Origin of the sequence: Vibrio sp. N418, assembly GCF_000222565.1 — a bacterium.
Classification (GTDB): domain Bacteria; phylum Pseudomonadota; class Gammaproteobacteria; order Enterobacterales; family Vibrionaceae; genus Vibrio; species Vibrio scophthalmi.
The window spans coordinates 12,294-38,186 of the sequence record NZ_AFWD01000024.1; the positions used below are offsets into that span (position 1 = coordinate 12,294).

Here is a 25,893-nt window from a genome sequence, read left to right on the forward strand (position 1 = left end):
CGCATTATATTTTACTGATGCGTCAGTGTGCTTCCCTTAAGTATGTCCTGAGACTAGGAAGCGCTTTTTTATTTCAAGTAACTACAGCGATATCATCACATGATTAACAAATTCGTTTGGCTTTCTCTTTTGCCTTTAGTGTTTTCTTCTTTCACGTTTGCCGAGTCTTTCGGCGATGCCAAACTCGGAAAAGTAAAATCACCAAGCTGTGTGTTCTGCCATGGGCAAACAGGTAAGGCCATCAACCCAAGTTACCCTAATCTTAATGGGCAAAATGCCGCGTATCTTTATCAATCGATGTTGGATTATCAGCAAGGTAAACGCACCGGTGGCATGGCGCAAATGATGGGAGCGCAACTGCGTAACTTGAACGAGCAAGATCTAAAAGACATCGCCGCATTTTACGCCGAACAACCTTAATTTTATCACAGAGATATCAAGGCTAACGGATCGCTTCCACAAGCGGCATTTTTCATTTGTGTAATCACCGCCTTCGATATAGACTGCGCCACCTTTAAAATATGACGAACAGTTAATGCAAAACACGACACGATCGTTCCAGCTAAAATTCCTCCACCCTCGCTACTGGGGTACGCTTCTATTGGTCGCGTTTATGTTCCTGCTTAGTACGTTGCCGTTTAAGCTACAACTGAGTCTAGGTAAAGGGATAGGACGTTTTGCGCTAAAGCGCATGAAAAAGCGCACCCATACCATTCGCCGCAATCTTGATTTATGTTTCCCAAACATGAGTGAGGAAGAAAAAGCGCGCTTGATCGAACAGAACGTCGAAAACACCGGTATTGCGCTATTTGAAACCGCAATGGCATGGTTTTGGCCCGATAAACGTGTTAATAAACACGTGACTATTGTCGGCCTAGATAAGCTGGTTGAACTTGAAAAGCAAGGTAAAGGGGCTTTGATGCTGGCCGTTCATTCAATGAACTTAGAGCTTGGCGCACGTGCTTTTGGCATTCATATGTCTGGCATGGGGGTTTATCGCCCGAACAACAACCCATGCTTTGATCATTTTCAATATCATGGCCGTTCTCGTTCAAATCGCACTTTGATTGACCGTAAAGACGTTAAAGGGATGATTCACGCCCTGAAAACGGCAGAACGAGTTTGGTATGCACCGGATCATGATTATGGTCGCCGTCGTTCAACCTTCGCACCGCTGTTTGCGGTTGAGAATGCCTGCACCACGACAGGTACCAGCCTACTCGTGAATGCTTCTGATTGTGCTATCGTACCTTTCACCATGGTTCGCGATGAGAATGACCACTATATTCTAACCATTCATACACCGTTAGAAGGCTTCCCGAGCGATGATGAAACCGAAGCTGCGGCATTTATCAATAAAGCAGTTGAAAACTCAATTCTTGCCGCTCCAAGCCAATACATGTGGCTACATCGCCGCTTTAAAACTCGCCCAGAAGGCGAAGCGTGTCTTTATACCGCCAATGCATAAGCAACAAGTAGAACAAGACAGATTTTGGATACTAAAAAGCCCCTCGAAAGGGGCTTTTTAGTATCTCTCGTACTCGGACTAAACACTAGGTACGGTACAGCACCTTCACTACGTGCCAACCGAATTTGGTCTTGACTAAATGTGGTACCAAAGTTTCGCCACTGAAACAAACTTTATCAAACTGCGGGACCATTTGGCCTTTACGAAACTCACCAAGGTCGCCACCATTTTTACCTGATGGGCAGCTTGAGTATTTTTTTGCAAGCGCTTGAAATTTTGCGCCTTTCTTTAGCTGCTTGATGATATCTTCAGCTTGTTCTTTGTGCTTAACCAAAATGTGTAGAGCCGCTGCTGTATTAGCCATGCTTGTGTCTCTTTCGTTTATCAATCTCAATATTTTATGATTGTACCAAAAATTATGAGATCTTCATCATACCTTTGTACCATTGTCACATTCACAGCATCTTATTCTGTCAATCTCTGATCTTGTTCATTGCACCCAGTGCCTTTTGGGTTACCATGACCCATATTGATTATAATGTTTGAGAATCACCAATGGCCAAAAAAAGCAAAGCAAATCAGTCACAAGGCATGCTTATGTTTACCCTAACAGCAAGTAAGCAGATATTTGCTATTGGTACATTGAAGGTACGTGAAATTGTACCTTATGCTCAGATGACACAAATCCCCTACTCACATCATCATGTTATTGGAACGGTGACTATCCGTGATCTCAATGTACCGGTGATTGATATGCCTGCTGCGATTGGTTTTAGACCAATTCAGCCTGAAGAATATGCTTCTTGTTATCTGATCGTCACCGATTGCTTGCGCACAGTCGTGGCTTTCATGGTACGCAGCATTGAAAAAATCATCGACTGCGACTGGCGTAACATCGAACCCTCGCCACGCAGTGCGGGTAATAATGTGTTTGTTACCGGCATCACGCGCTTCGAGGATAAAATCGTCCAGATGTTGGATGTTGAACTGCTGCTGTCGAAAATATATCCGCCATCTGAATCTGCTCGCATTCCTATTTTGACCGATGTTGAGCGTGAGAGACTAAAAGCGCTCAATATTCTGTTGGTCGATGATTCAAGTATCGCTCGTAAGCAGCTTTCTGATGCACTCGACAGTATTAACATCCCCTATCAGATCTGTATCAACGGTGTGGAAGCGCTCAATGCGATGCGAGAATCGGTGAGTAAAGGGCAAGCCATTGACCTATTGGTGAGTGATATTGAAATGCCGGGGTTGGATGGCTATGAACTGGCGTTTGAAACGCAAAGTGATCCCGAACTTCGCCACGCTTATATCATCTTGCACACCTCACTCTCGAGCGAGATCTGTGTTAATCGAGCACAGCAGGTTGGTGCGCATGAAGCACTAGAGAAGTTTAACGCTGGCGATCTGATTAAAGCGATGTTACGCGGTGCTGCTCAGCTCAATCAACACAGCCTTCAACTCTCTGTTACTGACTAATCAGTAGACATCGCAAAACAAATTGAGCGCAACCTATCACAGTTTTTTGCTAACAGACGATAAGCAACTATACCTATGCGTTACAATTGTTTACCTTCTGTTTATATATAAATATAAACTTTCGAACCATATTTGCTAATTAGTAACTAACCCGTGAGTAAAATGATCCACATTCACTCACATTTTAGTAGTATAAGTACAAGAGTTTTAAGAAGAATTGCCCAAAGAGATGACTGAAGACGAATTCAAAAAGTCGACCGCCAATTTAAAAAAGGCCGTCCCACTCATGATGAAGAATCACGTTGCCGCAACGCCGTCCAATTACGCACTATGGTATACGTACGTCGACAATGCCATTCCAAAGCTCAACCATGAGCTAGAAACGGTCATTGAGAGCTTTGGTATATGCCCTCCCGCAGCCGGTGAACAGCTCTACCACCGTCACGTCGCGACACGCAATGAAACTAAATTGAGCGACTTACGAGCCAATATCGAAATATTGGTCAACGAAGTTGCTAACTCGATGAACGATACCCTCAGTGACACCTCTCAATTTTCGGAAATGATCGATAAAAGTTTTCGCAATTTGGAACGCGTTGAAGATGAGAGTATGTCAATCGATGAGGTGATGGCCGTGATTCGCCAGTTAGTTTCTGAATCTCGAGACATTCGTCACTCCACCAGCTTTCTCTCAAACCAGCTGTCGACAGCTGGCCATGAAATTAGTCGCCTTAAATCGCAATTAGCGGAAGTGCAACGAGACGCTCTATTCGACAGTTTGTCCGGCCTCTATAACCGTCGTTCGTTCGACAACGACATTCACACCTTATGTCGCAGTGAACAGAACTTTTGTCTGATCTTGGTCGATATCGATCACTTTAAGAATTACAACGATAACTACGGTCACTTGTTTGGTGATTCGGTGATTCGCGGGCTTGCGCGACGCTTACAAAGCAGTTGCCGTGATGGCATTACCGCTTATCGCTTTGGTGGTGAAGAGTTTGCGTTAGTCGTCCCTAACCGTAATCTGCGCGTCGCACGTCAGTTTGCCGAAAGCTTGCGCCGTGCCGTGGAAAAGCTCTCGATCAAAGATCGTCGCAGTGGCAAGCAAGTCGGTAATATTACCGCTTCGTTTGGTGTCACTGAGCGTCAAGAAGGTGAGTTTGCTGAAGACCTTATCGAACGTACTGACAAATTGCTTTATGAAGCCAAGCAGCTTGGCCGCAACCGAGTCATGCCGTTGTAAGCATCGCTCTGACTTCTCGACTATCCTATATCTCAACTATCCTTGAACAAAATGCACAGCGCATTTGTTTAAAAGAAAAAGTGGAGATACGTCATGATCAGAACACCTACACTGTTTACCATCATAGGGCTGTCTACGGCCCTTGGTCTCGCTGGCTGCGCATCAGAAGACAATCCCTACAAACCCACTAAGTATCAAGCTGCCAGTAATCCAGCTTCGGTCTATTGCGTAGAAAGTGGCGGTGAACTAGAAATGTTGACTCTCGAAGGCCAGCGCACCACTTTCTGTGTATTAAACAATGGTGAGAGAGTCGAACAGTGGGAATATTATAAACAAAATCATCGTCAGCCCGACTCGGACAGTAGTCAATAACCGAACAATATCAAACTCAACCGCGCGATGTGGATTGATTAGGAGTCGATGCGTCACTCTCTGGATCAAATCGACGGTTGAGTTGAGTGAGTAAAGTGTGAAACTCTGCGTACAATGGCTGGAGTAGAGTGGCCTTATTACTGGCGTTTAACGCCTCAACCGAATAACTCTGTGATAGCTCGATCAATACCGCCAATCGGGTCAGAACGTCTTGATGAGCTCGAGTATATTCCAGAGTAAGCAGTTGCGTGATGGCACGCTTAGCCACCTGATATGGCTGAATGCTTACCAGCTCGATCGGAGCGGTAAAAGCTTGCTTGAGCACTCCTTCCATATAAACGCGGTAAGTGGTCAATTCATCAACCAGCAAAAAAGCCTGTGCCTGCTCACTCTGATGAGGATAAGGAACAGCGCAATGTTGAGTTATATCCAATGAGATGGTTACATGCAAACCAGCTTGCTCACAGCGCTGTGTGAGCGTGGTCAATAACCCCTGCTCTGGCATCATTTTTTGAATCTCAATAATGCGTTGAAGGTGATATTCATTCGACACTAAACAAATTTCAACACATTCACTGGGTTGGCCGGAGTTGTCGCATTTCCTTTCGCACAGCCCGCTTGCAATAAGCTTACTTGCTGCGTTTTCCATGTTCTCAATGGTATTTTCAGATTGCCCCTCCAGTATTAAGTGGCCAAACGAAGTATACGAGTCAGCCAACGGGGCGAATAGATGCTGAAAGTGATCCGCCATCGCGTGTGCTTCAGATCTCTTTTGCCCACGCAATTGGCCACCACAAAAAATCAACGCTGTTTGCTCGACTGGCATTGGCGTCAAATAAGCGGCTAACGCTGCGACACGCGAATGTCCTTCGGCAGTTAACTGGTTATCGCACAATCTTTTCCCTAGCACTAACACCACCCGTTTTACATTACCTAATGGTGCGGGGCAGATTCCTTTCTCACTCACAGCTCAAGATCCTTGTTTTGTTACTATAGTTGGTAGTGTGCCTGTCGTTTTGCCTATTACAAAGGATGGTGGTTATGTTGTCTATCTTTGATATTTTTAAAATCGGCGTCGGCCCTTCCAGCTCTCATACCAATGGGCCCATGTTAGCCGGTTATGACTTTATTCAACGGCTGAAAACCGGCTTACATTCTCAAGCTAGTGTGCAGATTGAACGTATTCAGATTGATCTGTTTGGCTCATTATCACTAACGGGTAAAGGCCATCATACCGACCGAGCCGTACTGCTTGGCCTGATGGGCAATAGGCCCGATACACTCAAAGTGACCAGCGCAAAGAGAGCGCTAAAACAGTGCATAGAACAAAATCAGCTTACCCTGCCGTTAGCTAATCAGGCGGTGATCGCTTTTTATTATCGTAGCGATATGATTTTTCATACTAGCAATCTGCCATTGCACGAAAATGGTATGAGCATCACCGCCTTCGATGCGACAGGTACATCGCTGCTCAATCAAACCTATTACTCGATTGGTGGTGGCTTTATTGCCACAGAACAAGAATTGCTTCATGGTGTTCAAGAATCTGACATCACGGTGCCTTTCCCATTCCATAACGCTGATGAAATGCTACTCAAAGCCGATAAACTTGGGCTAAGCCTATCGGGGATGGTGTTGCAGAATGAAGTATGTTTTCAAGCAATGGACGACATCGACCAAAAAGCGGATCAGATTTGGAAGGTGATGTCATTGTGCATGCAGCGCGGCTTTGATACCGAAGGCACCCTAGAAGGCGGCTTAAACGTAACGCGTCGTGCACCCAACCTACATAAAAAGTTACTCGCTAACCAAGAATTTGAAACCGACCCAATGGCGGTGATGGATTGGATAAACCTCTTTGCCTTTGCCATTAGTGAAGAGAATGCAGCCGGCGGACAGGTTGTCACCTCTCCTACCAATGGTGCAGCGGGCGTGATCCCCGCGGTCTTGATGTATTACCATCAATTTATCCGCCCTCTTGATACCAAACAGCTAAAAGATTTTCTCGCGGTTGCAGGTGCTATAGGTATTTTATATAAAACCAATGCTTCTATCTCTGGAGCAGAAGTCGGTTGCCAAGGTGAAATAGGCGTCTCTTCCTCAATGGCAGCAGCGGGCATCACTTCTCTCCGTGGCGGGAGTAACGAACAAATTTGTATTGCTGCTGAGATTGCGATGGAGCATTCACTTGGGATGACCTGCGATCCGATTGGCGGCTTAGTGCAAGTCCCTTGCATTGAGCGCAACGCGATGGGGGCGATGAAAGCAATTAATGCCTCGCGCATGGCACTAAAACGCACCAGCAAATGCGTTATCTCTCTTGATAAAGTGATTGAGACCATGTACCAAACGGGCAAAGATATGAACAAAAAGTATCGCGAAACCTCACTGGGTGGATTGGCACTGATTCACCTCGCCCCTCCATGTGAGTAGCATGATCCGCCACTAAATGAATCAGATGCTTATGCAACAACCTGCTACTTTTTTAATCACAACAAACTTAACGCAAACGTTTCCTTACAAATTCAGAACAAAACACTACCTTTCAGTGGGGTTTTTCCGTGCATCAATGACGATTTCTGGCATAATCTCCGGCCTTAATTTCTACACACAAGAGAAAACTATGTGGAATAGGCTCAATAAGTCGATGATGTTCTGCCAAATGATGTTTGGCTTGTCTTTCTACGGTGTCATGGTTATTTTGACGCGCTTTTTCCTAGAAGATCTAGGTTATAGTGAAGCAGATACCATGATGGTTGTAGGCGCTTTCTCTTCAATCGGTCCACTGTTCGCTATCGCGGGCGGTTTCATTGCTGACAAATTCCTCGGCTCATATCGCTCTCTTACGATCTCTTACGCAACGTTTTCTGTCGGTTACTTACTACTTATTTTCGGCGCATCGACCACAAACGTGCCGATGAGTTTAGTTGGTATCGCGCTGGCGAGTTACGCTCGTGGCTTAATGTCACCGTCGTACCCGAGCTTGTACAAACGTACTTTTGCTTCGCAAGAAGACTTTGAGAATGGTTACCCGGTTAACTATTCTGTTAACAACGTCGGCGCTCTGCTTGGCCAATACCTATTCCCAATGTTTGTCTTAGTGATTGGTTTCCACGGCAGCTTCACGCTATCAGCCGTGATGGCAACGTTTGCACTTGTCACGCTTGTTGTGTTCCAAAAACCATTAGTCAGTGTTGGTGCAGAGATCGATCAAAAACCTGTTAGCCTACCAAACTGGATCGCGTTCTTTGTATTGTCTGCGGCGATGGTTGGCCTTGTTTTCTTCATGTTCTCAAACATGGATATCGGTCAGAACATTGTTTATGCCATCGGCGGTGCGGCAATCTTATACTTCATCTCTTTGATGTTTAAATCAGGTAAGTCTGATGCATTAAAGATGGGGACTATCTTGATCATGACGGTACTTACCACGTGTTTCTTTGTTTACTACGGTCAAATGATGACTTCAATGACCATGGTAACCATCAACACTATGCGTGGTGACCTATTTGGCTTTATTCCTATTGCACCAGAAGCCTCAATGGCGATGAACCCACTATGGTGTATTTTGGCAGGCCCTGTGATCTCTTACAGCTTTTCAAAGCTTGAAAAGCGTGGCATCACCTTCTCAACCGCGACGAAAATTGGCTTTTCGTTCATTTTGACTGCGATTGCATTTGGTATCCTAACGCTCGCTGTCATGCATGTTGGTGAAGATGCGATTATTCGCCCTGAAACTTTCTTGCTGATCCACTTCTTCCAAGCATTTGCTGAAGTGATTGTGGGTAGCTTGGTTGTAGCATTCATCTTGTCTGTTGCACCGAAGCACATCGAGAACTTCTCTGTATCGCTTTTCTCTGTTGCGATGGCATTAAGCGGTATTATCGGCGCGGTGTTCTCAACCTCGATTGCGCTAGAGAAAGGCCAAAAGATTACTCAAGAAATCGTACAAAATGTTTACGGTGACTACTTCCAGATGCTTACCGTTCTAGCGGTTGTGATGGTCGCTATCGCGTTCTTCTCTTCTTTCGTTATTCGTAAGATGCTAGAAAGCGCTCGTCGCGAAGAGTCTGAGTTAGTTGAAGCTGACGCATAAGTACGCGCAATAAATTAATAGAGCAACTTAGCTCGGTCCTGCTCATAAAAAGCCCCAAACAAAGGTTTGGGGCTTTTTTTATCAACGGAATAAAAGGTTATAGACATCGAGGTAAAGTTCGACATAAACATAGTTTATTCGCGGAAATAGTCGCGTGGAATTAGCGAACTCGTCACTCTCTGACTGGCTATTCTCCGTTTCGTGCTAGCGAAAACGTAGAGATGAGCGAGACTAATTAGTCACGGTCGCGAGCACGATATTCGTAACTTACGCTAATCACTGGCTGATAAGCGATCGCCCCTTGGCTAGTGACGATTTCCTGCAATGCCACTTGTGAGTTCAGTAGTTCAAACGAATTAATATCCACTTGATCATTGGTGTCCCAACGAACATTACGGCTTAATTCGATTGGTGACATGCTGTTAACGTCAACAATCATATTGCGGCCAACTTGTAGGGCTGCATCTTTCGATGCGTAAGCATCTCCGACCATGGTGCTATTTGAAAGTACGGTGGCATATGGTCCACTTAACCCTGCCATCGCCGCTGAACTGAATAGTAGTACGCTCGCTAAACTTATTGTTCTAATCATAATAGACTCCTTTACTTACCAAAATTCGAGCCCCTGCTCTGCTGCTCGACACACTAACTGTACGTAATAGATGACCTATAAGAATTAAAATAAATTGCACGAGTTGGTCAGTTTTTTTGAAATGTTCGCTGAGTGCTTAAATCGTAATATTGCAGCGCAATATCGGCTCAATTCCTGCTTTTTAAACAAACTAAATGATTTCACTCACGTTAATTTGATTCGCGAAGCAAAGTTTCCATATTTTGTGCTGCTTGCGTTATAATTGATAGTTATATCGATAAGATAAAATGATATGAGCGTTTTTGCCGATCATGGCAGTGGAACACAAATCCCGATGCAAAAGTGTGAACTTCTTGCTATGATGCGCGCCCCGTGACAAACCGAATTTAATGAGAAAACCGAGCTGATTGCTGGGTAGTAAAGGTCATCTTAATGAACCGCAAGAAAAAAATTAACCAAATTTATAAAAACAGAATGAAAAAGCAAAACGCGAAGCTGCATACCAGCAACAAGCCGCGCTACATTTCTAAAGCTGATCGTGCCAAGATGGAAGCCGAAGAAGCGGCAAGTGAAGTATTAGCAGTGGTTGTCGAAACGGCTGACGATGTTGAAGCTATCGAGACAAGCGCAGACGTTGAGGCTAGCCCAACAACTGCTGCTTAATTGCGTTATGCAGAGTATCGAGTTGAGTGACACTGCGTGTCACTCAGCGTCGTTCTAACAATAATTCGCTGCTAATTGGTGTATAGACATCACTCGCATCAATCAGGCATTGTGCTGTTAAGGCACGCACTGAACAGACTTCTACTTTGACAGCAAAACGCTGTTGAACTCGCTTGATTAGCACTTCAAAGTCACCATCCCCGGATAGTAATATCACACGATCAACATTGGCAGCTGCCTCGTAAACATCCAGCGCAATACCGACATCCCAGTCTCCTTTCGCACTACCATCACTGCGTTGAATAAAGGGTTTCAACTGCACGTTAAAACCGATACCACGTAAAATATGATGAAATTGACGCTGCTTCGCATCTTGTGATGCAATCGCATAAGCATTCGCAAGTACGACCTGACGATTTTGAGTGGCCTGCGCCCAAAACTTGTTGTAATCAAAATTACTTTGATAGTACTGCTTGGTGGTGTAATAAATATTTTGTACATCTACAAAAATCGCCACTTTTTCCATCGTATTTACCTCTTCGCCTTCTATCGCGCCATAGTAGCAGTTAAGTGACGAGCGAGTAAGGCTAGCCTTAAGCATTACCCAAGAAACAAAGTGCCGGATGATACGGTTTTACTGAAATTTCGCGCAACAGGGTTAACTATTTATATGGCATGTCGTACCATATGTAAAATTTGTATTAGGTAACTATTATTAATGAACTTTCGCTACGCAACTCCCCAAGATGTTTCTGCGTTGGTACGACTACAAAACGAGTCTCACGTGAGCAATATCAGTCAACAACACTTAGGAGACGGCTTTCTTAATACGGTATTGAACGAGAAACAACTGCTTAATGCCATTAATCATCAACAAGCGGTATACGTTGCTGAATTCGACAACAAGATTATTGCCATGGCAGTGTGCGCTTGTTGGCAATTTTGGTACTTCTCTTCGTCGATGAAAAATATTGCCAAAAATATCCACAATATTAAAGTCGTAGGAGGGAACCTAACTGAGACTAATAGCTTATTTTGGGGGCCGGTGTGCGTGAGTCGTCAGTTCAGAGGCCAAGGGATTTTTGCCAGTTTGTTTGAATATGCACGAACGCAATCCTCTGCACAATACCGTTATATCTATACCTTTATTCACCATCAGAACCGTCGTTCACTTTGTGCTCATAAAAACAAAGTACTATTTGAAAATAAAGGAGATATCACGATTAATCAGCAGCCTTTTACGCAATTGACTCGCACAACCGCATAGCCTAGGGATAAGACTCTAGGTGTGCCATAACCAATAAGTCAGCAATATAAAGATGGATTACGTCAAAGCATATTCCCCCAGCGCATAGGCTCTGGAAATTTGCGAATCACTTGTTTGAGGTACTCTTGTCGATGACGTAATGCATTTACGCATTCGCCATCTAGTTTACCTCTCTGCACCTGCTTTTCTAGCTCTAACAATGCCGAAGGTACCGACAACGCTTGTCGATCATGCTTGTCTGTTGTCATGCTATCAAAACAGGTCGCCACTGCCACCATCCGAGCTGAAAGTGGAATTTCATCGCCATGAAAACCATAAGGATAGCCACTGCCATCCAATCGCTCCGATTGAAACCGCATAATTTGATTAAGTAACTGAATACTTGGATGATTTGGCTCACCAACAGAGGCGACAATCTCCTCCATGATTTTGACACCCTGATCGATATAATTTTTCGCCATAAGCGTGATTGACGAACTCAACGGATCGCTATTACATGGTGTCGATTCAGCCACTTGAGTCTTACCAATGTCGTGGAATTGGGCAAACAATGAAATCGCATCCACTTGTTCCTCATCCAACTGATGATTTTCTGCCAACTCCTCAGCGACAATATGCGTGTATAAACGCATCCGCCGACCATGATAATACTCATCTTGTCCGTACAACTGCGCGCCAGTTTTTACTCGTTCGGCCAATTTGACTATCGCCTCAACCACTTGGCATTGTGATTCCACCGTAAACTGAACCATTTCTAAATAAGGCTCTAGATAGGCCAATGATTTTTTGTCAAACGCGCCAGTTTCATAAGCATTGAGAAAGATAAAACCGCTCAATTTACGCTGATGATAACAGGGAATGGCAGCAGAAGAGCGGTAACCTTTTTTAATCAATAGGTTAATTCGTTCACAGTGGGTAATCTGGCGAAGATCATCGATAATGCGTGGAATCGCGGTGTGGGCAGTCTGCTTTAAATGATTGAGCTTGCGCAGACGTTGTTCATGATGCAGTTCGCTCCAGAGATCAAACTCACTGTCTGCATAGGTGACCAGGGTATCGCTCTCTTGGCAATATTTTGCATAAGAAACCCGAGCAATGGCAGGAACACGAGTATGCATTCGTTGCATAAGTTGCTCGAGCTGTTCATTAAGAGGCTTTGTGGTTTGAAAATAGCGATTGTTCATCATATCCCTCCATACATGTTCTCACCCATGCATAGGGATAAGCGCAGCGCTGTCGCTGCGTCTATTCGTGCGTTAAGCAATAAAGAAACATACGCTTAATGACTGTTATGCATCAGAGAGCTGTACCAACTGTCTATAAAACATACAAAACAATCTCTAGTTTCAGCCAGTCTATTTGCTCTATCTCGTGATCCCAGTCAAAGCTGTTGTTGAACTTTGCTTAGTTTATCACTCAAACCAATTCAATTTTTCATGTAACGAGGTGACACTGCCTACGACAATCAAGGCTGGGCTTTGCGCTTGCTGTGCTATTTGCGCCAACTGATTAAGCGGACAGCGAAAGACGCGCTGCTCGCGACGGGTACCATTTTCAATGATGGCACAAGGCATTTGCTCATCTAAACCATGGGTGATGAGCTTGTCGGCAATATAACCGCTCTGCTTTAGGCCCATGTAGAACACCAAGGTCGAATTTGATTGCGCAACACTGCTCCAATCAATCTCCTGGCCATCTTTTTGTACATGGCCAGTAATGAACTGTACTGCTTGAGCGTGATCGCGATGAGTCAGTGGAATACCAGCGTATGCCGTTGCACCAGCCGCCGCTGTAATGCCCGGAACCACCTCAAAGCGAATGTTTTGCTCAACTAAAGTTTCGAGCTCTTCCCCGCCACGGCCAAAAATGAACGAGTCCCCACCTTTAAGGCGTACCACGCGTTTACCTTCTAATGCTTTATCGACCAATATTTGGTTGATTTGCGCTTGAGGTACGCAGTGATAATCCAACTTCTTCCCCACATAAATCATCTCGGCTTTATCACTAGCAAGCGCCAAAATGTCCGCAGAGACAAGACGGTCATACACCACAACATCTGCTTGCTGAATGACTCGAAAGCCTTTTACTGTCAATAAATCCGGATCACCCGGACCTGCGCCAACGAGAGAAACAAAACCTCGACTTGGAGTATGTGGATTAAACGAAGTGCGACGAGCCGCAGCTGGAGGAGTCATTTGCATAGCAATGCCTATCAATTCAAATTTGGATATAACAAGAGACACTCAGCGTAAAAACGCTACGGGTAAATGCGCCCTTTTTATAGCCAAACAATACTTTCAAAAAGTGATAGGGTTTTCACCCTACCACTTCTATCAATACTATTTTGTATTCAATGCTGGTTGAGCATCGATTTCAACATCGGCATCCAATGCAGGTGCGGTTTTCTTATGCGTTAGGTAAAGCGGGATACAGGTCATAACCAAACCACCAACAATGTTACCTAGAATGGTTGGGATCAAGTTGTAGTTCAACCATGTTGCAATACCAAAATCAGCGCCTAGCATCATGCCTAGTGGGAAGAGGAACATGTTAACCACCGCGTGCTCAAATACCAATGCGAAGAAGATGAAGATTGGTAGCCACATTGCCGCAATTTTGCCGGCAACACTACGCGCAGTCATATTACCAATCACGCCTAAACATACCATTAGGTTACATAGAATGCCGCGAACAAAACAGGTAATCCAACCATCAGCCCCTAAGTTTTCAAAACCAACCGTACGTGCTGTGGCGATCGCAATGAATTTTTGGCCAACTGCATTTGGTTCAACGCTGAAGTTCATCGTCAGTGATAGAGCAATCAAACCAGCCACCAGCAGTGAGCCGATTAAGTTACCTAGCCCCACTAGACCCCAACAGCGGAAAACGCGATTCCAAGTCACACCCGGACGATTTTCAAACTTTGCCAATGGCGCAAGACCAAATACACCAGTAACCAGGTCATAACCCATTAGGCTTAGAATACAAAAGCCTACCGGGAAGACGAGCGCACCAACAATACCAATTCCGGTTTGTGTAATGGTGGTAATCGCCACAACCACCGCTAAAGACAAAATAATACCCGCCATCATGCCACGTAGAATAAGATCGCGCGTAGAGGTGCGAACTTTTGCTTCACCAGTATCAATCATTGTCTGGATAAATTCTGCAGGTTTTAAATAAGACATCATGTCTCTCCAAAAAGTTAAATTAAAAGTTGAAATCAAATAGTGAAAGGTTCCCTATCCCACGATAGGCACATTGAGTAGGAAACCTTTAAGCTATTGAATCTCTTCGATTAAGCTGCGATCTCTACCACACCGTTTTTAACGCGTGCGGAGTAAGATTTAACGCTAAAGCCCGCATCTTCCATGCACACACCGCTGGCAAGATTGAAGCGTTGCTTTTTCAATGGACTTGCTACCCAAAGTTCGCCTTTGTGCTCGCAAATCAAGCCACGTGACAATACGTTTGATTGGTAAAATGGGTCGGTATTGCTGATGGCGAAGACCTGTGGCTCCTGCGATGGACGAAACACCGCGACTTGTTCACCATTCACCAATGCACACACCCCAGTTCCCGGTACGATATCGTTGATTTGGCATACTTTTTCAAATGACATAATCGCCTAATCCTTATGCTTCAGTAATGGTTTCAGTTAGCGTGACGTGCAGAATGTCGCCTTTCGCTTCTGGGTGTTTTTCGGTAAATGTTGCAGGGCGATGCTGTTCACGCTCTTGAACAAAAACAACATTGTCATCGCGCTTATCAGAGTTAATAAAGTGCGCAAAACGAGTCAATTGCGCTTCATCTTTAATCGTCGCCGTCCACTCACACTCAAACTCACCCACCAATTTAGCAACGTCGGCTTCTAGCTGGGTGTTGATGCCCAATTTGTCGTTGACGATCACATCACGTAGGTAATCCACACCACCTTCCATGTTTTCCATCCATACCGAAGTGCGCTGTAGTGGCGCAGCGGTGCGAATGTAGAACATCATGAAACGGTCGATGTATTGGATCAGTGTTTCTTGGTCAAGATCGCTAGCCAACAAGTCTGCATGACGTGGCTTCATACCACCGTTACCACATACATACATGTTCCAACCCGCGTCAGTCGCTATGATGCCAAGATCCTTGCCTTGTGCTTCCGCACACTCACGAGTACAACCCGAAACACCGAACTTCATCTTGTGGGGAGTACGAATGCCCTTGTAGCGATTTTCGATGTATGAGCCAAGGCCAACTGAATCTTGTACCCCGTAGCGACACCATGTTGAACCAACACACGTTTTCGCCATGCGTAATGCTTTAGCGTACGCTTGACCCGTTTCAAAGCCGGCCTCAATCAATTTGCGCCAAATCTCTGGAAGGTCATCTTTTTGCGCACCAAATAGGCCAATACGCTGTGCACCGGTTACTTTGGTGTAGAGCTTGTACTCTTCAGCCACTTTAGCCAAAGCCCCCAGAGCTTGAGGAGTCACTTCACCACCGGCCATACGTGGGATTACGGAGTACGTACCATCTTTTTGGATGTTGCCAAGGAAGTTGTCGTTGGTGTCGTGCAGTTTCACCAATTGCGGCTTAAGAATATGCTCACCCCAGCATGACGCTAGAATTGAGCCAGCCAGTGGTTTACAAACTTCACAACCGTAACCTTTGCCATATTTTTCTAGCAGTTCATCGAAGGTTTTGATCTCTTCAATTCGGATAAGGTGGAATAGCTCTTGGCGAGAATAGGCAAAGTGCTCACACACATCGTTTTTCACTTCGATGCCTGATTTTGCCAATTCTGCATTGAGCACAGAAGTAACCAGTGGAATACAACCACCACAGCCAGTCCCTGCACCAGTTACAGCCTTGATGTCGCCGATAGTGTGGTGACCGGCGGCAACCGCTTGGGCAATCTTGCCTTTAGTCACATCGAAACACGAACAGATCACCGCAGATTCAGGCAATGAATCGGCACCAAGTGTTGGTTTTTCCGCGCCAGCATGCGCTGGTAAGATCAAAGCATCAGGGTGCTCAGGCAAATCAATTTCGTTAAGCATCAACTGCAGTAAGTCGCCATAATCAGCAGTATCACCAACCATAACGGCACCAAGCAGCTTTTTGTTGTCCGCAGAGACAATCAGACGCTTGTAGACTTCTTGTTCTTCATTCTGGTAAACGTAGCTCTTACAGCCCGGCGTGCGGCCATTGGCATCACCGATTGAACCTACTTTCACACCTAACAGCTTCAGCTTGGCAGACATGTCTGCACCTTCAAATTTGCTGCTGTTGCCAAGTAGATGGTCAACGGCCACTGTCGCCATTTTGTAGCCAGGAGCGACTAGACCGTAGAAGGTGCCATTCCAAGAAGCACATTCACCAATAGCGTAGATATTTTCATCAGACGTTTGACAGAAATCGTTAATCGCAACACCGCCGCGTGGCGCAATCTCTAATGCCATTTGACGAGCAAGCTTGTCTTGTGGACGAATACCTGCAGAGAACACGATAAAGTCGGTTTCCAACTCTGTTCCATCAGCAAAACGCATCACGTTACGTGAGCCAATACCTTCCGGTGCGATCTCTAGCGTATTTTTACTGGTATGAACATTAACGCCCATGCGTTCGATCTTTTGACGTAACTGATCACCACCAGCTTGATCAAGCTGCTCAGCCATCAGTTTTGGCGCAAACTCAACCACATGCGTTTCCATCCCCAACGCTTTCACAGCACCAGCAGCTTCAAGACCAAGCAAGCCACCGCCAATCACGACACCGCTTTTGCTGTTTTTCGCAGTCGCTTCAATTTGCTTAAGATCTTCGATAGTGCGGTAAACAAAGCAATCTTTACTTTCGTTGCCTTTGATCGGTGGAACAAATGGATATGAGCCAGTTGCTAAGATCAATTTATCGTATTGAATCTCACGCCCTGTTGAGGAGTAAACGATGCGGTTTTGGCGATTGATGTTTATCGCGCGCTCACCCAGTAAAATTTGGATGCCGTGCTTTTCATAAAACCCTTCTTTAACCAGCGAGAGTTCTTGTGCGGTATGGTGAGAAAAGTAAGAAGAAAGGTGAACGCGGTCGTAAGCGACACGAGGTTCTTCACAGAAAACGGTGATCTCCATTTGTGAGACATCCGTTTTCTCAACCAAATCTTCGATATAGCGATGACCAACCATGCCATTACCGACGATCACTAGCTTGAGCTTGCTCATAATCAATTCCAGTCATTATTTTGTCTAACTGAATTGTTAATTATGAAGAAAAATTAATACATGATGTAAATCAATTACAGCTTTAAACTACCCTAAAGGGGTAGACAGACAAATTAAGGGGTAGTAATAGAGCTCGAAGACAAAATTTGTGTCATTAAATTTCATATTTTGTTACTAAAGGCCAAATTCAGCGACAATATAGCCCCTGCTCCAATACGATAAGATTTGTATGGACAAAAAAATAGACGCTCTTGGCGTCCATTTTTATCGTCTGTTAACTCTGCTGTTCAATCAGGCTTGAAAGCGCCTAATACATCGCGTGTTACTGCGCCTCTGATAGCAAAATCGCTTGCAACTGGCTCAAACAAGACACGGTATAGTTCGGTACAATCATAGGGTCATGTGCTTCTTCACTACGGTTCAGCCAACAGGTATCAATACCATAGTTAACACCACCCAAAACATCAGAATGCAAATTATCGCCCACCATCAGCACTTTGCTCTTACAAGGCTGGCCGATTTTTTCCATCGTATAATCAAAAATTCCCGCATCCGGTTTAGCAACGCCCACTTGCTCGGAAATCACCACTTGCTCAAACGTGTCACTTAAGCCCATCTTAGCCAAACGGACTTGTTGTAACTCAGTAAAACCATTGGTAATAATGCCTAGCTTCGCTTTTCCTGCTAACGCTTCAAGTAACTCACGCGCGTGTGGCAGCATGCTACAAATATCCGCCATCGCATCAAGGAAGGCACTATTAAGTGCTGATGTGGTGGTATTAAACTGCTCAGCATAACCTTTAAAGCGAATGTGCTTAATGTCGTCTGCGATGATCGTTCCGTTTTGGTAATCCACCCAAAGCGGTTTATTGATTTGTTGGTATTGAGCGAAATCATCTTGCGTATATTCAACACCCATGCGTTCAAACATCAACTGCATGCCTTTAAACGCATCAAAATGAAAGAGAGTTTCGTCGGCATCAAACAGAATCCAATCGTACTTCATGATTCTAACTACCTTAATCGTGGCAAAATGTGAGAAAGCCATACTGGCTGGAAATGCACAGGCATTATACCGATTTAGCGGACAAAAACAAAAAAGGGATTTACATTGTAAACCCCTATATATTCAATAATTTAAATAAATTAACCATCACTATCAGCGATAGAAAATCTTCCCTGTTTGAACATTTAAGTAAATTTTGTTGGCCTGCTTTAACCCGCCACAATAGACAAAATAGACATCATTTTGATATTTGACGGAACGCACCCAACCTTTTAGCTCTTCAAAATCAGGCGGTAGGCAGATCCCTTCCTTAATCAAATCATCGGTGGTTTGGATAAAAACATCAAAGTGCTGTTTAAAATCATCAGAACCTTCAACATAGCTACTGATGGTTTTCACCCGCTCTTGTTGAGTAATGGTCGGTGGCACTTCAAGTAACGCATCCATAGGGATCCATTCCGCGACCTCTGGTTCACCTTCATTGTAAACATAGTAAGGTGAAATACGCGCCCAACCTTGCTTCTTTTCCAAAACGTGAACTTTATCACCACGATATAATTCAGATTCAATAAATCCATCTGCCGTCGGAGTTTCACGCACACCAAGCTTTTCAGGACTGACATAGTAATCCGTCTGTTCAATGATGGGTTCAGGGACAGGAAGCGACGGCTGTTGATTGGTTACTTCAGGAAGAGGTTGTGATGCCAGTTTAGCCAGGCGGTCAGCCTCCTCTTCGGCAGGTTTATAGTAGAACACATAGTATCCTCCACCCGCGAGGGCAATGCCGACGAGCAAAAGGACAACCATCAATATTTTTTTCATGCACGGGTGCCCGCTAACAATCAGAGTTAACTTCTATATCGGCACCAAACAGAAATCTTTAGGGGTGTTACTCTCGTTTATCGTAAAGTGACCAATTGTTCGCTCAGCATAAACCACTTACACGCATACCACGGCGAATAGCGCGACTAATACCATTGCGACTAACACAATAGCGACTCTGCTCGTTGAGCGTGAGAAACGAACCCTGTGCCTAACTAGGGTGTAATTTCATCGCACTTGGCAGCACAAATAAAATCGTTTTTATGCAAACCCTTAATGGAATGACTCCACCATGTTACCGTAACCTTTCCCCATTCAAGTAATATCGCCGGGTGATGAAACTCTTCTTCGGCCAATTCCGCGACTCTATTCGCGAATGACCATGCCGAGAGAAAGTTATTAAATTTAAAACTCTTCTCCAATTGAGGGATCCCCTCTCGCTCGATAATATGCCATTCATTCAATAGCGCCAACAAGGCTTGCTGCTGGTCGTAATTAAGCGCGATCGCATCATCACTGCATGCCTCACAACGTAATTCGTTGAGGGTTTCGTCATTCAAATTGAACTCATTGAACATGATCAAATTCCTTTGCTGAAAAGAGGGGTGGATAAAGACCGTCAAGCGCTGCGCGTTCAACCTCTGCCATTAAATCTAGCTTACTCAGTTGATAGAGCTGGTCAATATCGCGTAATACAAAGTAAATCGGCTGCATAATGTCGATACGATAAGGTGTTCTCAATACGCGATTAATATTAAACGCTTCACGTTGACCCCCCTCAGCGGACAATGCAGCTAGCGTCTCACCCGGTGACGACAAAATGCCGCCGCCGTATACCTTTAGTTGATCCCCTTCGTTAACTAAGCCAAATTCAACCGTAAACCAATAAAGACGAGCAAGGTAAGCGCGCAACTCCGGCTTGGCGGCATGGCCTAACTGGCCATAAACATGAGTAAAATGCGCAAAATTTGGATTGGTCAACATGGCACAATGGCCAAAGACTTCGTGGAAAAAATCCGGCTCTTGTAGATAGTCAAACTCGGCACGTGAACGTAAGAAGGTGGCGACAGGAAAACGGCGATTAGCTAACAATTGAAAGAAGCGGTCAAAACTGATTAACGCAGCAACAGGCTCAACTTGCCATCCGGTTGCAGGCAATAACACTTGGTTAATTTCAGCTAATTGGGGCACACGATCTTGCGGTAAATTGAGTCGAGTTAATCCAGATAGGTACTCTTGGCAGGCATGCGTTTGCACCAACGACAGTTGCCTTTCCATTAGATCATGCCAAATCGCATCTTCTTCACGACTCCAAGCGACTAAACCATCTTCATCAACGGCCTTAGAATGATACTGAGACATAGCTTTTCCTCCCTGCATAAACGTTTAATAAACGCTTATTTACGCCAAAGCTCACCGGTAAACCTTGCTGATAAAAATTGCTGATAAAACAAGCCGGCGATTCCCCTCGCTCCCCCTTATTTCGACCATCGAAGCCTTAACTAAAGTTTATTAATCAGCGGCAATTCCGACAATGTGAACATCAATATCTGTCACCTTTGTATGTAACATAATTTTTACACCTTCATTTTTTTATCATTAATTCAGTAAGATGCTGATTTGCTTTTTCTGCCAGCCGTTTCAATACTCAGGCAAAGCAACCGGATTATGCGAGTGACGATCACTGATGAAAGCGACGAGTGAATACAATAACGACATCTGTTGGCAGCCTAGCAAGCAACGTATTGAAAACGCGCAGCTGACCGGTTTTATAAACCACATAACCACCCACTGTGATTCTGCCGCCAATGTTACCGATTACGCCACTTTACATGCTTGGTCAATTCAGCATAGTGACGAGTTTTGGCGCTCAATATGGCAGTTTTGCTGCGTAGAAGGTGATATTGGCGAGCGCACTCAACATCTTGCTGATGCGAAATGGCACAGCGTGGTTGAAAACCGCGATACGCAGTGGTTTGGTGATGCCCAGCTCAACTACGCGCAAAATCTATTAGCCGGCGAACGATACTCTAGAGATCAGCAAACCCAATTGGCATCAAACCATCACTTACCAAGCCATCACTTGCCAGTGGCAATGATCTTTGAACGAGAAGATGGCTTTGAAGAGCAATTAACTTGGAACGATCTCAAGCAACAAGTCTCTATTGTTCAGCAGTGGCTGCAAACACAAGGCGTCACTAAGGGCGATGTAGTTGCAGGCTATCTGCCCTACAACTGTCAATCGGTGATAGCAATGCTGGCAACAACCAGTATTGGGGCGATTTGGACTTCTACCTCGCCGGACTTTGGCATAGAAAGCGTCATTGAGCGCTTTGGTCAGGTTGATCCCAAGGTGTTCTTTTGTGCACAACAGAGCCACTTTTCAGGTAAAACGATATCGCTCATCGACAAAAACCAAGCCATCATTCGCGCCCTACCGACACTCAACTCTGCCTGCATTATAGGTGACGATATAGAACTAAATTCATCGGACTCGCACTTAGTTCATCATCCTCATGAAAAAGGCTCGCTCGCCATCTGTTATTGGCATGAGTTAGCCACACAATTTTCCGCACAAATGGTTGAATTTACGCGGGTGGCCTTTAATAACCCACTATTTATCCTCTACTCTTCTGGGACGACAGGTAAGCCGAAATGCATCGTGCACAACGTGGGTGGCACACTACTAAACCATCTAAAAGAACACCAGTTACATTGCGATATTCAGCCAGCTGAGCGAGTATTTTACTACACCACTTGTGGTTGGATGATGTGGAATTGGCATGTTTCCGCTCTTGCCAGCGGCGCAACATTGGTGATTTATGATGGCAGTCCAACTTACCCCGACGCTAAGCGTCTTTGGCAGTTGGCAGAACGCGCACAAGTTTCGTTGTTTGGCACTTCTGCAAAATATCTTGAACACATTGCCAAGGCCGAGGTTTCACCACTCAAAGAATTTGAGCTAACCGAGTTAAGAACGCTCTGCTCTACTGGTTCAGTGCTCTATCCTGAGCAGTTTGATTACGTCTATCGCGAGATTAAAGCCGATATTCACCTGGCTTCAATCTCGGGTGGCACCGATATCTGCGGCTGCTTTGTGCTTGGCAACCCTATTTCACCCGTGTATCGGGGTGAATGCCAAGGCGCAGCGCTTGGTATGGATGTCGCCGCTTTCGACACCGAGGGAAAACGCATCATTGACCAGCGCGGGGAGCTTGTCTGCTGTAATAGCTTCCCTAATCAACCGATTGGGTTTTGGCGTGATGATGGTGAGCGCTATCATCGAGCCTATTGGCAACGTTACAACAATACTTGGCATCATGGTGATGATGTTCTTGCGACCCGACATGGTGGCATGATGTTTTTTGGCCGCAGTGATGCCACGTTAAATCCTGGTGGGGTGCGCATTGGTACTGGCGAGATCTATCGCCAAGTTAATCAGCTCAAAGAGGTTTTGGATTCACTGGCCGTGGGCTACTGTGCAAATGGCAACGAAGTGATCGTCCTGTTTATACAGCTCGCCGCAGAAGCACAGCTTAACTTGGCATTAAAAGAGAAAATAGCAGTGGCCTTGCGCACTCGATGCTCTCCACGACATGTCCCCAAGTACATCATCGCGTTAAGTGAGATGCCCAAAACAAAATCGGGCAAGTTAGTTGAGCTTGCGGTGAAACAAGTTTTGAAAGGTCAACAAATAGAAAATCTGGGCGCAATCGCAAACCCAGATATTCTTAAAGAGATTGAGCGAGTGTGGGCATCAACACGGTAAACAGCGCTGACTGCCCGTCATGAAATCGCTATTTCGTGGCGATGACCATCAACACTTTGAGGCTGCCCTGTTCGGTTGCAATCTCAAACGATGTTGAGGTTTTCACATCACTAAAGCCTACCCCGGTCAAAACACGTTCAGCACGCGCCGCGGTCATCGCTTGAGGCTCGCTTTCATCGCTGGCTAACCAATCCCATTGAACGAATTGGCCGCCTTTTTCAAGCAGGCTATAAATAATGTCAGACACATCGGCATAATTTGGAATGAGTCCACAAACCGATGAAGCCACCACTAAATCAAATTGGTTACGGAACGCAGGGTGCATTGCCACTAACCCACGAGTCAACATATCAACCACTGGCTCAACGTTATCCAATGCTTTTTTATCCAACTGCTCGATCATCCCTTCCGAGCCGTCAAGCGCAACAATATCTTTAACCAATGGTGATATTTTTTGCGTAAGCAACCCAGTGCCACAGCCAAAATCTAATACATGTTTGTTGGTTAAATCTACCGTCTTAGTTAGAGAAGAAAATGCATTCTCAGCATAAGTTATTGCTGCTGTATCGCTGTCCCACGTGTTCGCACATTCATCCCAATTGATCGCCATTGTGGTCTCCTTAAAACTGCTTTCACCGCAAAGGTAAGTGTATTCCTCATTATACGCCACCCCTTTTTAAGTGGAAACAGACATTTGGCGCAAATTAAATTACCATAGTGATCAAAATTAAAGAAAAGCGACGCATATGAACTTATCGCAAATCGAAGCGTTTTGTATCGTTGCCGATACGGGGTCTGTCTCGGAAGCGGCGCGACAATTAGATTGCAACCGAACCAAGCTCAGCATGTCGATTAAGGCATTAGAGAAAGAGCTCGCAACAGCGCTGTTTATTCGCTCGGGCAATCACCTCTCAATGTCTGAAGCGGGTAAAGCGATTTATAAAGATTGCCAAAACTTATTGGTGACTGAGTCTCGTATTCGACAAACCTGTGTTCAAGCCAGTGGCGAATTTAACGCTGAAGTTTGGATAGCGCGTGATGACTCACTACCTGATGAATTATGGCAAGATCTCGCTCACCGATTGAATAAACGCTTTCCCGCCACCTCGTTTAACATGGTTCTGGCTTCATCGGGTGATTTGGCCAACTTAGTCGTCACTGGGCAGGTCGATTTTGCCTTTGGTGTCGATTATGAACGAATTAACGACCCACATATTACCTCCCAACCACTGGGTAAAATTCGTATGATGTCGGTATGTAATGCCACTCATCCTCTTGCCAAGCTGCGCCGCGTATCGGACAGTGAATTGCGTAATAACATGCAGGCAGTGATGGTTTATCTCAATGAAAAAGACAACCCAGAATTGCAACCTTTGGCGCTGCAACACATCGGCTTCTCAAGCTTTGACTACATCCTCAACTCAATTCTGACCGAAGGTGCCTGGGGTGTGCTGCCTGAACCATTGATTCGCCATCACCTCCGCCAGCAAGATCTTGCGGTGATTAAGCATACTTATGGTTTGACGCAGGAAGACTACTGTATGTTTTCACTCGTCAGCATGAAAGAACACCCGGGCATGACTTGGATAGCCGATAAACTCAACGAATACCTATTTGATTTCTAGTACTTTTTACTCAAATCTCAGTTCGAATTAGTGTCGATTGATAATTTTTATCGTGACAAAAGACGAAAAATCACTCAGCGTCAATAATGTTGACAGCAAAATCAACAGGTAAACATCTGTTTTTAATTAACTTTATCATTTTCACTGTTAACACCCCTAACTTCGCCTCGACAATGAGTTTGTCAAAATGGTTAAAATTCTCAAGAATAGAGGGACGTTCTAAGGAGAATTTCAACCATGTGTGCCCAAACAAGCTTAAATGAAAAGCGAATCTTAACTTTCTCAGCCCTTTTAGCATCAGGGTTTGCAGCAAGCGGACTCGTGCTTGGCCTCATAATGGGTTCGCTTGTTATCGTCTTCGACGGTGTCTATTCACTGGTTAGTTTACTGCTAACATTATTGTCACTCGCCGCATCACGTTATATTAGTCGCCCATCGCAAGGCGAGTTCCAATTTGGTAAAGCGGTCATTGAACCGATTGTAATTGCCATCAAAGGCCTAGTGATTCTTACCATTGTAGGCTACTCACTCTACTCAGCTGTTATGTCAGTTATGACGGGTGGTCGTGAAGTGAACGCTTCCATTGCTGCTTTATTTGGCATTGTTAACGTTATCGGCTGTGGTTATGGCTGGTGGTATATCGCTAATAAATCGAAGCGTTTCTCTTCGGGATTAATTCACGCCGAAACCAAACAATGGCAGATGGATACTTTGCTAAGCGTTGCGGTAACACTCGGTTTTATGGTCGCATTTTTATTGACGTTAACACCTTATGCGCATCTTAACGTCTACGCTGACCCGATGATGATGATCTTAATGTCATTTTACTTTATTAAAGTGCCTTATGAGATGCTAAAGCAAGCAATGAAAGAGCTGCTATTAATGACGCCAAGTGATGATATTCACAATGCCGTTGATATTGAAGTTAATAAAATCGACCAACAGTTCTCGCAACATATTGAGTTAGCGGGCGTTGCTAAAGTAGGTCAAGAGCTTTGGGTAAATATCGATGTGCATACCGATAACAAACATCTTGAATTGGCGGAAATAGAAAAAGCGAAACGTCTATTGAAAGATAAACTTTCCCCGCTAAAACTCGATTTACAGTTGACCATGAATGTGGCGCACTAAACGTTATAACGGCTTAAAAAATATCAGTACTTTGCTAAAAAGAGCACTTCTCAGTGCTCTTTTTCATTTTTAGCGTAGCGAAACAATAAACCATAAGCGACTAAGTAACCATTTAATATATAAGTGAATGGCAAATATGAAACCT

The 25,893-nt window shown here is 44.8% G+C and carries 26 protein-coding genes; 12 read left to right on the plus strand and 14 right to left on the minus strand.

Annotated elements, in window-relative coordinates:
* Nucleotides 1-99: 99 nt before the first annotated feature.
* Together RH86_RS03735 and RH86_RS03740 are read left to right on the plus strand one after the other, a co-directional pair.
* The gene (locus RH86_RS03735) at nucleotides 100-420 is read left to right on the plus strand and encodes a c-type cytochrome (RefSeq protein ID WP_009385057.1); all 321 of its coding nucleotides are present in this window, start codon (nucleotides 100-102) and stop codon (nucleotides 418-420) included.
* 115 nt (nucleotides 421-535) lie between these two features.
* Entirely contained in the window at nucleotides 536-1,468 is a 933-nt protein-coding gene (locus RH86_RS03740; RefSeq protein ID WP_009385058.1) for an LpxL/LpxP family Kdo(2)-lipid IV(A) lauroyl/palmitoleoyl acyltransferase, read from the plus strand.
* 85 nt (nucleotides 1,469-1,553) lie between these two features.
* On the opposite strand, the gene RH86_RS03745 is transcribed toward RH86_RS03740, so the two are convergent.
* A complete protein-coding gene (locus RH86_RS03745) occupies nucleotides 1,554-1,853 on the minus strand; it encodes a peptidylprolyl isomerase (RefSeq protein ID WP_263053151.1) in 300 nt (99 codons plus the stop codon).
* A 170-nt stretch (nucleotides 1,854-2,023) separates the two neighbouring features.
* Here RH86_RS03745 and RH86_RS03750 point away from each other — a divergent pair, with 170 nt between their 5' ends.
* From RH86_RS03750 to RH86_RS03760, 3 genes are all read left to right on the plus strand, one after another.
* Nucleotides 2,024-2,950, plus strand: coding sequence for a chemotaxis protein (locus tag RH86_RS03750; RefSeq protein WP_009385059.1), 927 nt, complete (start codon nucleotides 2,024-2,026; stop codon nucleotides 2,948-2,950).
* A 229-nt stretch (nucleotides 2,951-3,179) separates the two neighbouring features.
* Nucleotides 3,180-4,196 (plus strand): GGDEF domain-containing protein, encoded by a 1,017-nt coding sequence (locus tag RH86_RS03755; RefSeq protein WP_009385060.1) that lies wholly within the window; start codon nucleotides 3,180-3,182, stop codon nucleotides 4,194-4,196.
* Between the two features lie 93 nt (nucleotides 4,197-4,289).
* The gene (locus RH86_RS03760; protein WP_009385061.1) at nucleotides 4,290-4,568 is read left to right on the plus strand and encodes a DUF333 domain-containing protein; all 279 of its coding nucleotides are present in this window, start codon (nucleotides 4,290-4,292) and stop codon (nucleotides 4,566-4,568) included.
* A gap of 16 nt (nucleotides 4,569-4,584) precedes the next feature.
* Here RH86_RS03760 and RH86_RS03765 read toward each other — a convergent pair whose 3' ends face one another.
* The gene (locus RH86_RS03765) at nucleotides 4,585-5,535 is read right to left on the minus strand and encodes a YdcF family protein (RefSeq protein WP_009385062.1); all 951 of its coding nucleotides are present in this window, start codon (nucleotides 5,533-5,535) and stop codon (nucleotides 4,585-4,587) included.
* A 74-nt stretch (nucleotides 5,536-5,609) separates the two neighbouring features.
* Here RH86_RS03765 and RH86_RS03770 point away from each other — a divergent pair, with 74 nt between their 5' ends.
* Both RH86_RS03770 and RH86_RS03775 read left to right on the plus strand, forming a co-directional pair.
* Complete coding sequence (locus RH86_RS03770; RefSeq protein WP_009385063.1) at nucleotides 5,610-7,001, plus strand: L-serine ammonia-lyase; 1,392 nt, start codon at nucleotides 5,610-5,612, stop codon at nucleotides 6,999-7,001.
* A 190-nt stretch (nucleotides 7,002-7,191) separates the two neighbouring features.
* Nucleotides 7,192-8,664: a peptide MFS transporter gene (locus tag RH86_RS03775; RefSeq protein WP_005594495.1), complete on the plus strand. Its 1,473-nt coding sequence runs from the start codon at nucleotides 7,192-7,194 to the stop codon at nucleotides 8,662-8,664.
* Between the two features lie 235 nt (nucleotides 8,665-8,899).
* On the opposite strand, the gene RH86_RS03780 is transcribed toward RH86_RS03775, so the two are convergent.
* Nucleotides 8,900-9,256 carry a DUF3316 domain-containing protein gene (locus RH86_RS03780; RefSeq protein ID WP_009385064.1) on the minus strand — a complete coding sequence of 119 codons (357 nt, stop codon included), beginning with the start codon at nucleotides 9,254-9,256 and terminating at the stop codon, nucleotides 8,900-8,902.
* 432 nt (nucleotides 9,257-9,688) lie between these two features.
* On the opposite strand from RH86_RS03780, the gene RH86_RS03785 reads away from it, so the two are divergent.
* Complete coding sequence (locus RH86_RS03785) at nucleotides 9,689-9,919, plus strand: DUF2986 domain-containing protein (protein WP_009385065.1); 231 nt, start codon at nucleotides 9,689-9,691, stop codon at nucleotides 9,917-9,919.
* Between the two features lie 43 nt (nucleotides 9,920-9,962).
* On the opposite strand, the gene RH86_RS03790 is transcribed toward RH86_RS03785, so the two are convergent.
* A complete protein-coding gene (locus RH86_RS03790; protein ID WP_005594492.1) occupies nucleotides 9,963-10,445 on the minus strand; it encodes an NYN domain-containing protein in 483 nt (160 codons plus the stop codon).
* Nucleotides 10,446-10,637: 192 nt separating this feature from the next.
* Here RH86_RS03790 and RH86_RS03795 point away from each other — a divergent pair, with 192 nt between their 5' ends.
* Complete coding sequence (locus RH86_RS03795) at nucleotides 10,638-11,186, plus strand: GNAT family acetyltransferase (protein WP_009385066.1); 549 nt, start codon at nucleotides 10,638-10,640, stop codon at nucleotides 11,184-11,186.
* A gap of 62 nt (nucleotides 11,187-11,248) precedes the next feature.
* On the opposite strand, the gene RH86_RS03800 is transcribed toward RH86_RS03795, so the two are convergent.
* The 9 genes from RH86_RS03800 to phhA form a co-directional block, all read right to left on the minus strand.
* A complete protein-coding gene (locus tag RH86_RS03800) occupies nucleotides 11,249-12,373 on the minus strand; it encodes an HD-GYP domain-containing protein (RefSeq protein WP_038219209.1) in 1,125 nt (374 codons plus the stop codon).
* A gap of 225 nt (nucleotides 12,374-12,598) precedes the next feature.
* On the minus strand, nucleotides 12,599-13,381 hold the full coding sequence (gene cobA, locus RH86_RS03805) for a uroporphyrinogen-III C-methyltransferase (protein WP_174269636.1): 783 nt from the start codon (nucleotides 13,379-13,381) through the stop codon (nucleotides 12,599-12,601).
* Nucleotides 13,382-13,525: 144 nt separating this feature from the next.
* Nucleotides 13,526-14,374: a formate/nitrite transporter family protein gene (locus RH86_RS03810; RefSeq protein ID WP_009385068.1), complete on the minus strand. Its 849-nt coding sequence runs from the start codon at nucleotides 14,372-14,374 to the stop codon at nucleotides 13,526-13,528.
* Nucleotides 14,375-14,484: 110 nt separating this feature from the next.
* A complete protein-coding gene (nirD, locus tag RH86_RS03815; RefSeq protein ID WP_005594484.1) occupies nucleotides 14,485-14,808 on the minus strand; it encodes a nitrite reductase small subunit NirD in 324 nt (107 codons plus the stop codon).
* A gap of 13 nt (nucleotides 14,809-14,821) precedes the next feature.
* Complete coding sequence (gene nirB, locus RH86_RS03820; protein ID WP_009385069.1) at nucleotides 14,822-17,395, minus strand: nitrite reductase large subunit NirB; 2,574 nt, start codon at nucleotides 17,393-17,395, stop codon at nucleotides 14,822-14,824.
* Between the two features lie 322 nt (nucleotides 17,396-17,717).
* A complete protein-coding gene (gene yjjG, locus RH86_RS03825) occupies nucleotides 17,718-18,401 on the minus strand; it encodes a pyrimidine 5'-nucleotidase (protein ID WP_009385070.1) in 684 nt (227 codons plus the stop codon).
* Between the two features lie 153 nt (nucleotides 18,402-18,554).
* A complete protein-coding gene (locus RH86_RS03830) occupies nucleotides 18,555-19,223 on the minus strand; it encodes a hypothetical protein (RefSeq protein WP_411572002.1) in 669 nt (222 codons plus the stop codon).
* A gap of 215 nt (nucleotides 19,224-19,438) precedes the next feature.
* Nucleotides 19,439-19,801 (minus strand): 4a-hydroxytetrahydrobiopterin dehydratase, encoded by a 363-nt coding sequence (locus RH86_RS03835; RefSeq protein ID WP_009385072.1) that lies wholly within the window; start codon nucleotides 19,799-19,801, stop codon nucleotides 19,439-19,441.
* Complete coding sequence (gene phhA, locus RH86_RS03840) at nucleotides 19,791-20,585, minus strand: phenylalanine 4-monooxygenase (RefSeq protein WP_009385073.1); 795 nt, start codon at nucleotides 20,583-20,585, stop codon at nucleotides 19,791-19,793. The genes RH86_RS03835 and phhA overlap by 11 nt, the downstream gene beginning before the upstream one ends.
* Before the next feature lie 325 nt (nucleotides 20,586-20,910).
* On the opposite strand from phhA, the gene RH86_RS03845 reads away from it, so the two are divergent.
* Entirely contained in the window at nucleotides 20,911-22,992 is a 2,082-nt protein-coding gene (locus RH86_RS03845) for an acetoacetate--CoA ligase (protein WP_009385074.1), read from the plus strand.
* 28 nt (nucleotides 22,993-23,020) lie between these two features.
* On the opposite strand, the gene RH86_RS03850 is transcribed toward RH86_RS03845, so the two are convergent.
* The gene (locus RH86_RS03850) at nucleotides 23,021-23,602 is read right to left on the minus strand and encodes a class I SAM-dependent DNA methyltransferase (protein ID WP_009385075.1); all 582 of its coding nucleotides are present in this window, start codon (nucleotides 23,600-23,602) and stop codon (nucleotides 23,021-23,023) included.
* Between the two features lie 136 nt (nucleotides 23,603-23,738).
* Between RH86_RS03850 and RH86_RS03855 the strand changes: the two genes are divergently transcribed.
* Nucleotides 23,739-24,617 (plus strand): LysR family transcriptional regulator, encoded by an 879-nt coding sequence (locus RH86_RS03855; RefSeq protein WP_009385076.1) that lies wholly within the window; start codon nucleotides 23,739-23,741, stop codon nucleotides 24,615-24,617.
* A gap of 237 nt (nucleotides 24,618-24,854) precedes the next feature.
* Entirely contained in the window at nucleotides 24,855-25,748 is an 894-nt protein-coding gene (locus RH86_RS03860) for a cation diffusion facilitator family transporter (protein WP_009385077.1), read from the plus strand.
* The last annotated feature ends 145 nt before the right edge of the window (nucleotides 25,749-25,893 follow it).